At 68.1% G+C, this 14,499-nt stretch carries 13 protein-coding genes; 8 read left to right on the top strand and 5 right to left on the bottom strand.

The features are described from left to right. Positions 1-61: 61 nt before the first annotated feature. Positions 62-1,108: an NAD(P)-dependent alcohol dehydrogenase gene (locus tag ACK4SG_RS00640; protein ID WP_409598938.1), complete on the top strand. Its 1,047-nt coding sequence runs from the start codon at positions 62-64 to the stop codon at positions 1,106-1,108. 406 nt (positions 1,109-1,514) lie between these two features. Here the strand turns inward: ACK4SG_RS00640 and ACK4SG_RS00635 are convergent, their stop codons facing one another. Continuing rightward, on the bottom strand, positions 1,515-2,180 hold the full coding sequence (locus ACK4SG_RS00635; RefSeq protein WP_409598937.1) for a response regulator transcription factor: 666 nt from the start codon (positions 2,178-2,180) through the stop codon (positions 1,515-1,517). Between the two features lie 4 nt (positions 2,181-2,184). Beyond that, positions 2,185-3,003 (bottom strand): 3-hydroxybutyrate dehydrogenase, encoded by an 819-nt coding sequence (locus tag ACK4SG_RS00630; protein ID WP_409598936.1) that lies wholly within the window; start codon positions 3,001-3,003, stop codon positions 2,185-2,187. Between the two features lie 109 nt (positions 3,004-3,112). Here ACK4SG_RS00630 and ACK4SG_RS00625 point away from each other — a divergent pair, with 109 nt between their 5' ends. From ACK4SG_RS00625 to ACK4SG_RS00605, 5 genes are read left to right on the top strand one after another with little or no spacing between them, the layout of a single operon-like run. Next, a complete protein-coding gene (locus tag ACK4SG_RS00625) occupies positions 3,113-4,900 on the top strand; it encodes a 3-hydroxybutyrate oligomer hydrolase family protein (protein WP_409598935.1) in 1,788 nt (595 codons plus the stop codon). A 56-nt stretch (positions 4,901-4,956) separates the two neighbouring features. Next, complete coding sequence (locus ACK4SG_RS00620) at positions 4,957-5,574, top strand: CDP-alcohol phosphatidyltransferase family protein (protein ID WP_409598934.1); 618 nt, start codon at positions 4,957-4,959, stop codon at positions 5,572-5,574. A gap of 59 nt (positions 5,575-5,633) precedes the next feature. After that, positions 5,634-6,713 (top strand): class III poly(R)-hydroxyalkanoic acid synthase subunit PhaE, encoded by a 1,080-nt coding sequence (phaE, locus tag ACK4SG_RS00615; RefSeq protein ID WP_409598933.1) that lies wholly within the window; start codon positions 5,634-5,636, stop codon positions 6,711-6,713. Position 6,714: 1 nt separating this feature from the next. After that, entirely contained in the window at positions 6,715-7,785 is a 1,071-nt protein-coding gene (locus tag ACK4SG_RS00610) for a class III poly(R)-hydroxyalkanoic acid synthase subunit PhaC (RefSeq protein WP_409598932.1), read from the top strand. 2 nt (positions 7,786-7,787) lie between these two features. Then, the gene (locus ACK4SG_RS00605; protein WP_409598931.1) at positions 7,788-8,243 is read left to right on the top strand and encodes a hypothetical protein; all 456 of its coding nucleotides are present in this window, start codon (positions 7,788-7,790) and stop codon (positions 8,241-8,243) included. A 198-nt stretch (positions 8,244-8,441) separates the two neighbouring features. Here ACK4SG_RS00605 and ACK4SG_RS00600 read toward each other — a convergent pair whose 3' ends face one another. The 3 genes from ACK4SG_RS00600 to ACK4SG_RS00590 all read right to left on the bottom strand — a co-directional run bounded on the left by ACK4SG_RS00600 (position 8,442) and on the right by ACK4SG_RS00590 (position 9,658). Then, a complete protein-coding gene (locus ACK4SG_RS00600) occupies positions 8,442-8,729 on the bottom strand; it encodes a DUF6522 family protein (RefSeq protein ID WP_409598930.1) in 288 nt (95 codons plus the stop codon). Between the two features lie 126 nt (positions 8,730-8,855). After that, positions 8,856-9,269, bottom strand: coding sequence for a c-type cytochrome (locus ACK4SG_RS00595; RefSeq protein WP_409598929.1), 414 nt, complete (start codon positions 9,267-9,269; stop codon positions 8,856-8,858). An 8-nt stretch (positions 9,270-9,277) separates the two neighbouring features. Continuing rightward, positions 9,278-9,658 (bottom strand): c-type cytochrome, encoded by a 381-nt coding sequence (locus ACK4SG_RS00590; RefSeq protein ID WP_409599675.1) that lies wholly within the window; start codon positions 9,656-9,658, stop codon positions 9,278-9,280. Between the two features lie 227 nt (positions 9,659-9,885). Here ACK4SG_RS00590 and ACK4SG_RS00585 point away from each other — a divergent pair, with 227 nt between their 5' ends. Together ACK4SG_RS00585 and ACK4SG_RS00580 are read left to right on the top strand one after the other, a co-directional pair. Further along, the gene (locus ACK4SG_RS00585) at positions 9,886-11,016 is read left to right on the top strand and encodes an efflux RND transporter periplasmic adaptor subunit (RefSeq protein WP_409598928.1); all 1,131 of its coding nucleotides are present in this window, start codon (positions 9,886-9,888) and stop codon (positions 11,014-11,016) included. Continuing rightward, positions 11,013-14,498, top strand: coding sequence for an efflux RND transporter permease subunit (locus tag ACK4SG_RS00580; protein WP_409598927.1), 3,486 nt, complete (start codon positions 11,013-11,015; stop codon positions 14,496-14,498). The genes ACK4SG_RS00585 and ACK4SG_RS00580 overlap by 4 nt, the downstream gene beginning before the upstream one ends. Position 14,499: the final 1 nt, after the last annotated feature.

Raw genomic sequence — 14,499 nt, 5'->3', positions numbered from 1 at the left:
GCTCCCCCCGCGCATGCGATGAGCGCACAATGAAGCGCTTATCCCCCATCAGGAAACTGCCATGACTGTGAAAGCCTGGGGCGCCCACGCCGCCGACCAGCCCATCGTCGCCCTCGACATCCAGCGCCGCGCGCCGGGCCCGCACGACGTCCAGATCGAAATCGCGTACTGCGGGATCTGCCATTCGGACCTCCATACCGTGCGCTCGGAGTGGCCCGGGACGCTGTACCCGTGCGTGCCCGGCCACGAGATCGTCGGCCACGTCAGTGCCGTCGGTGGCGAGGTGACCGGCTTCAAGGTCGGCGATACCGTTGGCGTCGGCTGCATGGTCGGCAGCTGCCAACATTGCGCCGCCTGCGAGGAAGGCTTGGAGCAGTACTGCGAGCAGGGCATGGTGGGCACCTACAACGGCCCGACCGCCGACGCGCCCGGCCACACGTTGGGCGGCTACTCGCAGCGGATCGTGGTGGACGAGAAGTTCGTCCTGCGCGTGCGCCATCCGCATGACCAGCTGGCGGCCGTGGCCCCGCTGCTATGCGCCGGCATCACCACCTATTCGCCGCTGCGCCACTGGAACGTTGGTCCGGGCAAGAAGGTCGGCATCGTCGGCATCGGTGGCCTCGGCCACATGGGCATCAAGATCGCCCATGCGATGGGTGCGCGTGTCGTGGCGTTCACCACCAGCGAGTCCAAGCGCCAGGAAGCCCATGCGCTGGGTGCCGACGACGTGGTGATCTCGCGTGACGCCGAACAGATGAAGGCCCAGCGCAACAGCTTCGACTTCATTCTTGATACCGTCGCTGCCAGCCACGACCTGGATGCGTTCACCAGCCTGCTCAAACGCGACGGCACGCTGTGCCTGGTCGGTGTCCCCGAGCACGCGCATCCTTCGCCCAGCGTCGCCAACCTGATCTTCAAGCGTCGTGCGATCGCCGGTTCGCTGATCGGCGGTATCAAGGAGACCCAGGAGATGCTGGACTTCTGTGCCGAGCACGGCATCGTCGCCAACATCGAGATGGTCCGTGCGGACCAGATCGAGACGGCCTATGAGCGCATGCTCAAGAGCGACGTGAAGTACCGTTTCGTCATTGATGCAGCGACCATGTGAGGCTTTGCGGCGATTGTCCACAGCAGCTGTGGATGGTGCGTCGCATAACGATGTGGATAAGCGTCTGATCGCAAGGCGCTGCAAGGGCTCCAGCGGAGTGGCGAATTGTTCGCCACTCCGTTTTTTGTGGCCGTTGCAGTGCGCGCCGGTTGTACACAGGGCTTGTGGATGCAACGCGTATAACGGTGTGGATAAGCCCGCGTCCGCCAAGCCTGGCGCGGCTGTCAACGGGTTTGGCTGGAAAATCGCCAACGCGAATGCATGCACATGAAGCAAGGCGAGGCCGGTTGTCCACACATGCTGTGGATGGAGTGCCGTATAAGAGTGTGGATAACGGGTTCCACGCCAGGCATGGTGCGGCTGTCAGCGGGGCTGGCGATGAATTCGCCAGCGCGTGTCCTGCCGGTCACGCCTCGATCTGTCGAGCGGGATCAGACAGCTCCAGCTCGCGCAGCACCACGCTGGCCTGGGTACGGTTGCGTACGCCCAGGCGCTCGAAGATGGCGGTCAGGTGCGCCTTCACCGTGCGCTCCTGCACGTCCAGGCGGTCGGCGATCTGCTTGTTGAGCAGGCCTTCGGCCACCAGCGCCAGTACCCGGAACTGCTGCGGCGACAGGCTGGCCAGGCGTGCGGCCAGATCCGCGTCCTGTGGCGCGCTCTGCGCCCGCGCCACGCTGGCCCGCAGGGCTGGCGGCAGCCAGGTCTCGCAGGCCAGCACGCTGCGGATGGCATCGCGCAGTTCGTCCAGACCCGCGCTCTTGGGCAGGTAGCCCGCGGCGCCGTGGTCCAGCGCGCGACGCACCACGCGCGGGTCGTCGTTGGCCGACACCACGATCACCGCCACCCCCGGGAACTGTGCGCGGATCGCCGCCAGCCCGGCCAGCCCGTGGTTGCCGGGCATGTGCAGATCCAGCAGCACCAGGTCCACCTGCGGCTGCGCGTCCAGCAGTGCCAGCACGTCGTCCAGCGCGCCTGCTTCGAAGAGCTGCACGTCGCCCAGCGCGTCACGCGCGGCCTGGCGCAGCGCGGCGCGGAACAGCGGGTGGTCGTCGGCGATCAGCAGCGAAGGCATGGTGTTACTGCGCGGTCCAACCCCCGTCCACCGGTATTGCGGTGCCGGTGATGTTGTGCGCTTCGCGGCGGCACAGGAACACCGCCAGCGTGGCGATTTCGTCGGGCAGGGTCATGCGTAGGCTGGGCTGTTTCTCCGCCAGCAGGGCGCGTACGCCGTCCTCGCGGCTGCCGCCCTGCATGCGCGCCTCGATCTGCGGCTCGATCAGCGGCGTTTCCACCCAGCCCGGGCAGATGCAGTTGACCGTCACGCCGCCGGAGTCGCGGTTGCCCAGCGCGGCGTATTCCAGCGCGGCGACCTTGCTCAGGCCGACCACGCCAAACTTGCTGGCCACGTAAGGCGCCTTGTCCTTCGATGCCACCAGGCCGTGCACGGAGGCGATGTTGATGACCCGTCCGTAGCCGCGGCAGGCCATCGCCGGCATCGCGATGCGCATAGTGTGGAACGCCGAGGAGAGGTTGACGGCGATGATGTCGTTCCACTTGTGCACCGGCATCTCGTGCAGCGGCACCGCGTGCTGGATGCCGGCGTTGTTGACGAGGATGTCGATGCCGCCGTTCGACCACTCGGCCAGCCCCGACATCATCGCCTCGATCTCGGCGTGCTCGCGCAGATCCGCGCCGAAGTGCCTGACTGAATCCGGGCGGGCGCCGCCGGCGGCGTCCACTTCGGCGATGGCTGCGGCGATCTGCTCATCGGTGCCAAGGCCATTGATGGCCACGCGCGCGCCGGCCGCCGCCAGGGCCTTGGCGATAGCCAGGCCGATGCCGGAGGTGCTGCCGGTCACCAGGGCGGTGCGGCCGTGGAGGAAGGACTCGCGCATGCTGGGCGTCCGGTGGAAAGGGGGAGCCATACGCTAGCAGGATCACCGCGGCCGTGGCCGGGACGAAAGTACGATGCAGCCTGACCCGGCCTCGCGGTATGGTCGGGGCATGACCACATTCCACCATCGCGCCTTCGCTGCGGCCCTCGTCCTGCTGGCCGGCTGCGCGGGCCTGCCCGCCGCCCAGGAGCCTGCCGCCATGTTCAGCCCGACGCGCGCCACTGTGCACCGCGACCACGACGACCTGCTGACCGCTGGCCTCGGCGTGGCGGGCCTGCAGACGATGGTGCCGCCCGCGTTCGCCGATGTCGACCATCCCACGCCGGCGGAATTGCGCCGGCGCGCGCTGTGGAGCAACTGGCGCGGCATTGCCGACCTGGCCCCCGGCGGCGGTTACGGCACCCTGTACGGCAGTCTGGCGCCGGTGCCGGGCCGCGAGTTCAGTGCACTGGCGCGGGTGCCCGACGCATCGCAGCCCCACCGCGTGCTGGTACAGCTGCCTGATGCCTTCGATGCCGGGAAGCGCTGCGTGGTGGTGGCGGCCTCGTCCGGCTCGCGCGGAGTCTATGGCGCGATCGCCGTGGCGGGCGCCTGGGGCCTGCCGCGCGGCTGCGCGGTGGCCTACACCGACAAAGGCGCCGGTACCGACTATTTCGACCTCGATGCGGGGCAGGGCATCCGCGAGGATGGGACGGTGGCGCCGGCCGGTGCGGGGCTTGCCTTCACGCCGACGCCCGCCACCGGCACCGGCATCGCCTACAAACACGCCCATTCGCAGGACAACCCGGAAGTCGATTGGGGGCGCCACGTGAAGCAGGCGGCGGAATTCGCGCTGGCCACGCTCAATGCGCAGCTGCCGCAGCAGGCGCCATTCACCTTCAGCAACACGCGGGTTATTGCCGTTGGCATCTCCAACGGGGGTGGCGCGGTGCTGCGCGCGGCGGAGGACGGCGAGCCCTGGCTCGATGCGGTCGTGGCCGGTGAACCCAACGTGCTGGCCGAGGGCCACGGGGCACGATCGCTCTACGACTACACCACCGAGGCCGCGCTGTTGATGCCCTGCGCCTTGCCGCCGCTTGGCATCCCGGCCATGCCGGGGCTGGAGGCGAAGTGCGCGGCGCTGGCCGCGCGCGGCGTGCTGTCGGGCGCGACCCTTGACGCGCAGCAGCGGGACGCGCTGGCAAAGCTGCATGCCGCTGGCTGGACCGATGCGGCCCTGCGCGCGGGTGCGATCAGCGTGGGCTTCGACTTGTGGCGTGCGATCGCCGTGGGTTATGCCTCGGCTTACGGCCGCTATCCGCACGATGCCCATCCTTGTGGCTACCGCTATGCGGCCCTCGGCGCCGATTTCAGCCCGCGCGCGGCCACCGCGGCGGAGCGGGCCGCGTGGATCGCGGACGGCAGCGGCATCCCCCCGGGTGCCGGCGTGGGTATCGTCGATCCGCAGCCGCTGGCCGACCTGGGCCTGACCGGCCTGCAGTGCCTGCGCTCCCTCTGGACCGGCGATGGCAACGACGCCCGGCGCGTGCAAGCGGGCATCAAGGCCACCCGTGCCGCGCCGCCGCGGGCCGGGCTGCCAGTGGTGGTGATCCACGGTACCGACGATGGCCTGGTGCCGCAGGCGTTCTCCAGCGCGCCGTACGTGGCGATGGCCAAGGCCGCCGGCCGCGACGTGCGCTACTGGCAGGTCCGCAACGCCCAGCACTTCGATGCGTTCCTCGGCCTGCCGCACATGGCCGCGGCCTACCTGCCACTGCTGCCGTACGTGTACGAGGCGCTGGATCGCGTCGATGCCTGGCTCGACGGAACCGGCGCGCTGCCAGCGGATGCGGTGATCGCCACGGTGCCACGCATGGGGGCGCCGCTGGCGCCGGCCAACTTGGCGATCCCACGCTGAGCTTGCGGGCTTCGCGCCCGCTTGGCACGCTGGGGGCTCCATTGCCGGAGCCCCCGATGAAGCAGCGCCACTTCTCGATGCTGCGGGACTTCCATCTCGCCGACTGGTTCACCCTGGCCAATGCCTTCTGCGGTACCGGCGCGATCTTCGCGGCGATGCGCTTCCTGCAGGACGGCAACGTGCGCGACCTGCTGGTGGGCATGGCGCTGATTCCACTGGCGTTCGTCTTCGATGCACTGGACGGCCGGATCGCCCGTTGGCGCAAGGTGTCCTCCACCCTCGGGCGCGAGCTCGACTCGCTGGCCGACGTGATCAGCTTTGGCGTCGCCCCGGCGGCACTGGGCTATGCCTGCGGCCTGCAGGGCGGCTGGGACTGGGGCGTGCTGAGCTATTTCGTCGGCTGCGGCGTCAGCCGGCTGGCGCGCTACAACGTCACCGCCGAGCAGCTGTCCGGCGACGCGGGCAAGGTGCGCTATTTCGAGGGCACGCCGATTCCGACCAGCGTGGTCATCGTGGGCCTGCTGGCCTGGTTGGCCTGGCGCGGCGAGATCGGCCCTTCCCTGTGGCTGGGCGTCGTGCAGCTGGGGCCTTGGCAGCTGCATCCACTGGTGCTGTTGTATGCGCTGTCGGGCTCGCTGATGATCAGCAAGACCTTGCGCATTCCGAAACCGTGAGCGGCGCGATGGCGGTGTCATCGCCGCATTGCTAGGATCGGGCAATTCCGGGAGGAACCATGGCGGACGCATCCAACGATTTCGCGGCGCTGGCGCGCCAGTACATGTCCTTGTGGGGGGATGCGATGCGCGGCATCGCCGCGCCGCCGCCGGCCGACCCCGGCTTGCAGGGCATGCGTGACATGCTGGAGGCGTGGATGCGGCAGGCGGGGGGCACGGAGGCCTTCGGCCCGGCGCTGGCGCATTTCAACCGCCAGTGCGGCGACTGGTACGCGCAGATGCAGCAGGTGGCCGCGCGCTTTGCCGGCCGCGATCACAGCGCCGCCGATGTCGCGGCGGCGTGGCAGGAGGCTTTTGCCGGCAGCCATCCGTTCGCGGGGTTGGTGGATGGCATGCGCGGGCCCGGGCTGGAAGGCATCGCGCAGTGGATGGACGCTGCCAATGCCTCGTTGCAGGGGCTGCGCGCCGATGCGGCTGCCGCCCTGCGGATGCCGGCCTTCGGCTTCACCCGCGAGCATCAGGAGCGCCTGCAAGCGCTGGCGCTGGCGCAATTGCGCTGGCAGGACGCGCAGCAGGCTTACGGCAAGTTGATGGACGCGGTGTCCCGCGACGCGATGGCGCGGTTCGAAGCCAAGCTGGCCGAGCACGAGGAGCCCGGCCGTCAGATCGGCAGCGTGCGCGCCCTGTTCGACCTCTGGGTGGATGCCGCGGAGGAAGCGTGGGCGCAGATGGCGCTGTCGCCGGAGTACCGCCACGCTTTCGGTGAACTGGTCAACGCACAGATGCGCCTGCGCGCGGCCGCGCAGGCGGTGGGCGAGCAGGCTGCAGCCACCTTCGGCTGGCCGGCGCGCTCGGAACTGGATGGCGCCTACCGCCGGTTGGCTGAAGTGGAGCGTCAGCTGCGCCGGCTGCAGCGTCGGGAGAATGCGCCTGCACCGCGTTCCCCTGCACCCGCGCCGCGCACCTCCGTGGTCAAGAAGAAGGCGGCGGCCAAACCCGCGACAGCGAGCAAGGTGACGAAAAGCGCCACCCGTGTGGCGTCCACCCGCACCGCCAAGGCCGCGCCCGTGAAGCCGGCACCGGCCAAGTCCACCCGGACCACCCGCAAGATCGCCAAGACGCCTGCCAGGAAGCGCTGAGATGATCGGTCCGCTGAACATCACCTTCGAATCGCTGGTCGAAGACGCCGCCCGGCTGCAGCGCAAGCTGTCCGCCAGCCTTGACACCTTGCGCGACCTGGACGACGTGCACTACGGCGTGACGCCGCGCGAGGAAGTCTGGCGTGACGGCAAGGTGGTGCTGTACCGCTTTCGGGGCGACGCCCCGCCCTCGGCCCGCGTCCCGATCCTGATCTCCTACGCGCTGGTCAATCGCCCCTATATGGTGGACCTGCAGGCCGACCGCTCGCTGGTGAAGGGCCTGTTGGCCCGCGGCGAGGACGTCTACGTGATCGACTGGGGTTATCCCGACCGGTCGGATCGGTTCCTCACCCTGGAGGACTATATCGAGCGTTTCATCGGCGGCGCGGTCGAGCACCTGTGCGACGCGCACGGCCTGCCGGCGATCAACCTGCTCGGCATCTGCCAGGGTGGCGCGTTCTCGCTGTGCTATGCGGCGCTGCACCCGGAACGGGTGAAGAACCTCATCACCATGGTGACCCCGGTGGACTTCCACACCCCGGACAACATGCTGTCGAACTGGAACCGCGAGATCGACGTGGACCTGCTGGTGGACACGCTTGGCAACGTGCCGGCCGACATGATGAATTTCACGTACCTGATGCTGAAGCCTTGGCGGCTGTTCGCGCAGAAGTACGTGGGCATGGTTGACATCCTCGACGACCGCAAGGCGATGGAGGATTTCCTGCGGATGGAGAAGTGGATCTTCGATTCGCCCGACCAGGCGGGTGAGGCGTTCAGGGAGTTCAGCAAGCAGTTCTTCCAGGAGAACCGCTTCGTCACCGGTGGCGCGAAGGTGGGCGGGCGCGAGGTGCATCTGGGCCTGCTGGAAATGCCCATCCTCAACATCTACGCGGAGCAGGACCACCTGGTGCCGCCGGATGCTTCGCGCGCGCTGCGCGGGCTGTGCGGCAGCGCTGACTACACCGAGCTGTCGTTCAAGGGCGGGCATATCGGCATTTACGTGTCCGGGCGCGCCCAGAAGGAAGTGCCGCAGACCATCCACGACTGGCTGGCGCAGCGGTCGCGCTGAGCATGTGCGTGCCGCCGCGCTGGCTGCTGCGCCTCGCGCAGGGCGTCGGCATCGTCTGGGCGATGCCTGTCACTGCGCTTGGCCTGGCGGTGGGGCTGGCGGCATTGGCAGCCGGGGCGCGCGTGCGCATCAGCCGACGCGAGCTTGCCTGCGTGTTCCAGCGGGTGCCATGGGGGCCGGGCGGGGCACTCACGCTGGGTAACGTGATCCTGGACACCGGCGACGTGCTCGAGCGTGCGTGCAACACGTATGCGCATGATGCCGGGCAGGGTCAGGAGCCACAGATTCTGTTGGCCGACCACGAGCGCGCCCATGTCTTCCAGTACATGGCGCTGGGTGCGTTGTTTCTGCCGCTGTACCTGCTGCATGGCGGCGTGGTGGCCAGCAATCCCTTCGAGCGCGCCGCCGACCGCTACGCGCGCATTGGCCGCGGCTGGTGGCCGTGGGCGCGCGACTGAATGCGCATCGCCGACGAACGGCAGTGCTGAATGCGGCGGACTTATCTTTTTCCTAACGTCGCCGGTCGTAGCCTTGGCACTCCGGAGAAAAACTCCGCGGTGTGCAAGGCGCCGCTGGAGAATCGCTCCGGCCGCGGACCCGGTCCCCTCCAGGCGCAATGCCTGCGAGACCGGGTCTTTTTTTCATGCGTGCGCTGGTCAGGCGTCGCGAATCTCGAGCGGGCCGACCTGGCGCCCCGCGTGATCCAGCACCACGCGGACACGCCTGCGGCCACGATAGAAGCTGGCGCGGTACAGGCCTGCGTCCTCGCCGGTGCCGCGTTCGCAGAGCTGGCTGATCCGGCGCGTCTCCAGCAGGCGCAGGAACTCGGCCGTCGACAGCCCCAGTGCCGCGGCCACCGGCGCCGGGTCGAGCGCGATATCGGGAGACGGGTTGACGTCGATCGGGATGGGGTTGCCCATGGAAATCCGCTTGGCGGGTGGCATCGCCGTTGATTGTGGCTGCGACCGGAGCGAGGCGCCCTGATGTCGATCAATCCCCCAGCTGCGGCGCCCGCAGCAGAAAGGGGCCTTGCGGCCCCTTTCTGGAAGTCTGGCGCGTGGCGTGGTTGGTCAGTTCGCGTCGTGCAGGTCGCGCAGGGTGCCGGTGACGCTGGCGTAGTAGGCGGCCAGATCGGCGATCTGCTGGTCGCTCAGCCCCTTGGCCTGCGCGGCCATCACGGTGGCCGTCGCCCCGTCGCGCGAGCCGTCGCGATAGGCTTGCAGTGCATGCGCGATGTAGTCGGCGTACTGCCCACCCAGCTTCGGGTACATGGCATCGATCGGTGCATTGCCGTCGGCGCCGTGGCAGGACGCGCAGGGCGCCGCACCGCTGCCGCCCTGGGCGGCGAATTCGCGACCGGCGGCGGCATCGCCCTTCGGCAGGCCGGCGGACGAGCTGGCGTGCTCGCCTTCGGCCTTGCCGCCGCAGGCGGACAGGGCCAGCGCGCAGCCGAGAACGAGCAGGGACAGGGAAATCTTGGTCATGGCGCGGCTCACTTCAGACTGGACAGGTAGGCGGCAAGGTCGGCGATGTCCTGCTCGGAAAAACTCTGCGCCTGGGCCTGCATCGTCGGGTGCTTGCGCTTGCCGGTGCGGTATTCGGTCAGGGCGTTGCGCAGATAGGTTTCCGACTGACCGACAATTTTCGGCACGTGATAGCTGGGATAGGCGTTCTTGTACCCGGTCAGGCCGTGGCAGCCGCGGCAGGTATAGGCCAATCCCTTGCCACGGGCGGCATCGCCGGCGGCGGATGCGGCCGGTGCGGCTGCGGTGGCGGAGGTTTCCGCCGCCGCGGGGGCGGGCGGGTCCTGCGCGGTGACGGCAAAAGCCGCCAGAAGCAGGACAAGGCTTGCGGCAATCGGCAGCGGTCGCATCATCGGGCTGTTCCGGGCTGTGTCGTTCGGGAGATGGAAGACGCCGCATCCGGCGTCGCGGTTTTCGAGTATAGCGATGATCCCGGTTTGTTCCTATTCAGGCAGGCAGGTCAGTTCTCCAGCCTGACCTGGAAATCGGGTCAGGCATGACCTTCGGCGGATAGCGCGGGCACCAGGTGTGGTGAAATACTTGACTACAACACCAACCAATTGCGATTCCCTATCCCATGTCCCTATTGCGCCATGTCCACCGTCAACACAGCGACCGCGTGCGTTTCCTCGCCAGGCTTGGCCTGTTGGCCATCGCCCTGGGGTTGAGTGCCTGCAAGGGAGGCAGTGGCCAAGGGGCGGATGCCAAGGAGGCGGCCAGCAAGGGCCCCGAGGCGATTCCAGTGGAGGTTGCCAAAGCCACCACCCGATCGATCGCCGCCAGCTACACCGGCACCGCCCCACTGGAAGCACGCGCGGAAGCGCAGGTGGTCGCCAAGACCTCCGGGATCGCCCTGCAGGTCTATGCCGACGTCGGCCAGAAGGTCGTCGCCGGCCAGCCGCTGGTGCGGATCGATCGCGATCGTGCCAGTCTCCAAGTGGCCCAGGCCGATGCCGAGGTGCGCAAGCTGGAGGCCAACTACCGGCGGTCCGCGCAACTGCTGGAGCAGCGCATGGTCAGCATCAACGACGTGGACCAGCTCCGCTACAACCTGGAGAACGCCCGCGCGCAGTTGCGCATGGCCAAGCTTGAGCTGTCCTACGGCACGGTGACCGCGCCGATCTCCGGCGTGGTGGCGACGCGCAGCATCAAACCGGGCAACCTGGTGCAGATCAATACGCCGATCTTCACCATCGTCGATACCTCGCGTCTGGAAGCCACGCTGAACGTGCCGGAGCGCGAGATCGAGACGCTGAAGGCCGGCCAGGCCGTCCAGCTCACCGTGGATGCCCTGCCGGGCAAGGTGTTCAATGGCCGCATCGACCGCGTCTCGCCAGTGGTGGACTCCGGCAGCGGCACCTTCCGGGTGATATGCGCGTTCGACGGTGACGGCCTGCTGCAGCCAGGCATGTTCGGGCGCATCCGCATCAATTACGACCAGCGTGCCAATGCGCTGGTGATTCCGCGTGCCGCGCTGCTGGAAGACGGCAGTACGCCTGCGGTGTTCACGGTGAAAGACGGCAAGGCCATTCGCGCCGAGCTCAAGCTGGGCTACGTCGATGGCGAATGGGTGGAGGTACGCCAGGGCCTGCGCGCGGGCGATTTGGTGGTGGTTGCCGGCAAGTCGGCCCTGCGCGAAGGCAGCGCCGTGCAGGTGATCGGTGACAAGCCTGCCGCCCCGGCGCCCGCGCAGGCGGGTGCCCGATGAGCGTGCCGTCGAACACGCCGCCGGACCACGCGCCGACGGGCGGTTTCAACCTGGTGGAGTTCGCCACCCGCCGCCGCGTCACCGTCGCGATGATGACGTTGACCCTGGTGCTGTTCGGCCTGATCTCGCTGGGCAGCCTCAAGGTCAACCTGCTGCCCGACCTCAGTTATCCCACCCTGACCGTGCGCACCGACTACGAGGGCGCGGCGCCAGCCGAGGTGGAAACCCTGATCTCGCAACCTGCCGAGGAAGCGCTGGGCGTGGTCAAGGGGCTGCGCAAGCTCAAGTCGATTTCACGGACGGGCCAGTCGGACGTGGTGCTGGAGTTCGCCTGGGGGACCGACATGGACCAGGCCAGCCTGGACGTGCGCGACAAGATGGAGACCCTGCAGTTCCCGCTGGACGCCAAACCGCCGGTGCTGCTGCGCTTCAACCCTTCCACCCAGCCGATCATGCGGCTTGCGTTGTCGCCGAAGCGGCAGCCGGGCAGCCAGGAGGAAAGCATCCGCCAGCTGATCGAACTGCGCCGCTTTGCCGACGATGACTTGAAGCGCAAGCTCGAGCCGGTGGACGGTGTTGCCGCGGTGAAGGTCGGCGGCGGCCTTGAGGATGAAGTGCAGGTCGATATCGATCAGCGCAAGCTGGCGCAGTACGGCCTGTCGCTGGAAAGTGTCATCAACCGCCTGGCCCAGGAAAACGTCAACGTCTCTGGCGGTCGCCTGGAGGAAGGCTCGCAGCGCTACCTCGTGCGCACGGTGAACCAGTTCGCCACCGTCGAGGAAATGGCGAACATGCTGCTGACCACTCGCACAGCGGGCGCTTCTTCAAACGCTTCCACCGAGCAGGCGCTGCGCCTGGCTGCGGCCAGCGGCGATGCGCGCGTGATGGCGGCGTTGTCGCAGGGCGGCGGCAACACCCAGTCGGGCGCCTCGCCGCTGCGCCTGCGCGACGTAGCGACCGTGCGCCAGGGCTACAAGGAGCGCGAGGCGATCATCCGCCTCAACGGCCGCGAAGCGGTGGAACTCGCCATCTACAAGGAAGGCGATGCCAACACGGTATCCACCGCCGATGCGCTGGAAGCCAAGCTCAAGAGCATCCGCGAGAAGCTGCCGGCCGACATCGAGCTGACCACGATCGAGGACCAGTCGAAATTCATCCGCAATGCCATCCATGACGTCAAGTTGGACGGCGTGATCGGCGGCATCCTGTCGGTGCTGATCATCTTCCTGTTCCTGCGCGACGGCTGGAGCACCTTCGTCATTTCGCTGTCGCTGCCGGTGTCGATCATCGCCACCTTTTTCTTCATGGGCCAGCTGGGACTGAGCCTCAATGTGATGTCGCTGGGGGGGCTGGCGCTGGCCACCGGCCTGGTGGTGGACGACTCCATCGTGGTGCTGGAATCGATTGCCAAAGCCCGTGAGCGCGGCTTGGGCATCCTTGATGCCGCCATCGCCGGCACCCGTGAAGTCAGCATGGCCGTGGTCGCGTCCACCCTGACCACCATCGCGGTCTTCCTGCCGCTGGTGTTCGTGCAGGGCATCGCCGGCCAGCTGTTCCGCGACCAGGCGCTGACCGTGGCGATCGCCATCGCTGTTTCGCTGCTGGTGGCGATGACGCTGATCCCGATGCTGAGCGCGCTGAAGGGGCGTCCGCCGCTGGGTTTCCCCGAGGAGGCCGCGCATCCGCACTGGCAGCCGGGCAAGAAATGGCAGAGGCCGGCGGCCTATGCTGGCCGTGGCCTCGGCGCGATGTTCCGTTATGGCTTCTTCGGCGTGACCTGGCTGATCGTGCGGGTCTGGCGCGGGTTGGCGGCGGTCGTCGGGCCGGTGATGCGCAAGGCCAGCGACCTGGCGATGGCGCCTTACGGCCGTGCCGAGCGCGCGTACATGCGGGTGCTGCCGAAGGCGCTGCAGCGGCCGGTGCCGGTGCTCGCCGTCGCCGCGCTGGCGTTCGCGCTGACCATGGCCGCGGTGCCGCTGCTGGGCACCGACCTGATCCCGCAGTTCGCGCAGGACCGCTTCGACATGACCGCCAAGCTGCCGCCCGGCACGCCGCTGGCCAAAACCGACGCGCTGATCCGCGACGTGCAGGCCGCGCATGCGAAGGACGAAGGCGTGCGGGTGCTCTACGGCGTGTCCGGCAGCGGCACCCGGCTGGATGCCAATCCGACCGAGAGCGGCGAGAACATCGGCAAGCTGTCGGTGGTGATGACCAGCAACGATGCAGAGGGTGCGCTGACCGAGTCGCTGCGCAAGACCATGCAGCAGTTCCCCGGCGTGCAGGTGGACTTCAGCCGGCCCGAGCTGTTCAGCCTGTCGCCGCCGCTGGAGATCGAGGTGGAGGGCACCGATCTGGAGGCGATCCGCAAGGCCGGCAACAAGCTGGCGGGGATGCTGCGCGCCAACCCGCACTATGCCGACGTGAAATCGACGGTGGAGCAGGGCTTCCCCGAGATCCAGATCCGCTTCGACCAGGACCGCGCTGCCGCGCTGGGCCTGACCACCCGCCAGATCGCCGATGTCGTGGTCAACAAGGTCAAGGGCAACGTGGCCACACGCTACAGCTTCCGCGACCGCAAGATCGACGTGCTGGTGCGTGTCCAGGAGTCCGACCGCAGCTCGGTGGACACCCTGCGCCGGCTGATCGTCAATCCCGGCAGCGGCACACCGGTGGAGCTGGCCGCGGTCGCCGACGTGATTGCCACCACCGGCCCCAGCGAGATCCACCGTGTCGACCAGCGTCGGGTCGCCATCGTGTCCGCCAACCTGCGCGATATCGACCTTGGCGGCGCGATCCGGGAAGTCGAGGCCATGGTGGCGAAGAATCCGCTGGGTACCGATATCGACATGCGCATTGGTGGTCAGGGCCAGGAGCTTGACGAATCCATCCGCTCGCTGCTGTTCGCGTTCGCGCTCGCCATCTTCCTGGTCTACCTGGTGATGGCCTCGCAGTTCGAATCGCTGCTGCATCCGTTCGTCATCCTGTTCACCATCCCGCTGGCACTGGTCGGTGCGGTGGCCGCGCTGCTGCTGACCGGTTCGCCGGCCTCGGTGGTGGTGTTCATCGGCTTGATCCTGCTGGTCGGCCTGGTGGTGAAGAACGCGATCATCCTGATCGACAAGGTCAACCAGCTGCGCGAGGCCGGCGTGCCCAAGCGGCAGGCGCTGGTGGACGGCGCGCGTTCGCGCCTGCGGCCGATCATGATGACAACGCTGACGGCGGTGTTCGGTTTCCTGCCGTTGGCGCTGGCTTTTGGCGAGGGTTCCGAAGTGCGTAGCCCGATGGCGATCACGGTGATCGGCGGCCTGCTGGTCTCCACGCTGCTGACGCTGTTGGTGATCCCGATCGTGTACGACCTGCTGGACCGCAAGCCGGACGAGTACTACGCCGAGCGGGGGCGCCGCGCCCGCAGCGTGGCCGCGCAGGCGGCGGACGTGATCGCCCACGAGCACGACCCCTTGAGCGGTGGCGCGAAGGCCTGAC

Source organism: Thermomonas sp. (assembly GCF_046293095.1).
Taxonomy (GTDB): domain Bacteria; phylum Pseudomonadota; class Gammaproteobacteria; order Xanthomonadales; family Xanthomonadaceae; genus Thermomonas.
The sequence above is the reverse complement of the archived record's forward strand: the minus strand, read 5'-3'. Positions and strand labels throughout refer to the sequence as shown.

Excerpts from the sequence above, each read along its gene's own strand:
- ACK4SG_RS00635 (WP_409598937.1), bottom strand. The coding sequence starts at position 2,180 with ATGCCTTCGCTGCTGATCGCCGACGACCACCCGCTGTTCCGCGCCGCG.
- ACK4SG_RS00620 (WP_409598934.1), top strand. The coding sequence starts at position 4,957 with ATGAAGCAGCGCCACTTCTCGATGCTGCGGGACTTCCATCTCGCCGAC.
- ACK4SG_RS00625 (WP_409598935.1), top strand. The coding sequence starts at position 3,113 with ATGACCACATTCCACCATCGCGCCTTCGCTGCGGCCCTCGTCCTGCTG.
- ACK4SG_RS00605 (WP_409598931.1), top strand. The coding sequence starts at position 7,788 with ATGTGCGTGCCGCCGCGCTGGCTGCTGCGCCTCGCGCAGGGCGTCGGC.
- ACK4SG_RS00580 (WP_409598927.1), top strand. The coding sequence starts at position 11,013 with ATGAGCGTGCCGTCGAACACGCCGCCGGACCACGCGCCGACGGGCGGT.
- ACK4SG_RS00610 (WP_409598932.1), top strand. The coding sequence starts at position 6,715 with ATGATCGGTCCGCTGAACATCACCTTCGAATCGCTGGTCGAAGACGCC.
- ACK4SG_RS00640 (WP_409598938.1), top strand. The coding sequence starts at position 62 with ATGACTGTGAAAGCCTGGGGCGCCCACGCCGCCGACCAGCCCATCGTC.
- ACK4SG_RS00600 (WP_409598930.1), bottom strand. The coding sequence starts at position 8,729 with ATGCCACCCGCCAAGCGGATTTCCATGGGCAACCCCATCCCGATCGAC.
- phaE (WP_409598933.1), top strand. The coding sequence starts at position 5,634 with ATGGCGGACGCATCCAACGATTTCGCGGCGCTGGCGCGCCAGTACATG.
- ACK4SG_RS00595 (WP_409598929.1), bottom strand. The coding sequence starts at position 9,269 with ATGACCAAGATTTCCCTGTCCCTGCTCGTTCTCGGCTGCGCGCTGGCC.
- ACK4SG_RS00630 (WP_409598936.1), bottom strand. The coding sequence starts at position 3,003 with ATGCGCGAGTCCTTCCTCCACGGCCGCACCGCCCTGGTGACCGGCAGC.
- ACK4SG_RS00590 (WP_409599675.1), bottom strand. The coding sequence starts at position 9,658 with ATGCGACCGCTGCCGATTGCCGCAAGCCTTGTCCTGCTTCTGGCGGCT.
- ACK4SG_RS00585 (WP_409598928.1), top strand. The coding sequence starts at position 9,886 with ATGTCCCTATTGCGCCATGTCCACCGTCAACACAGCGACCGCGTGCGT.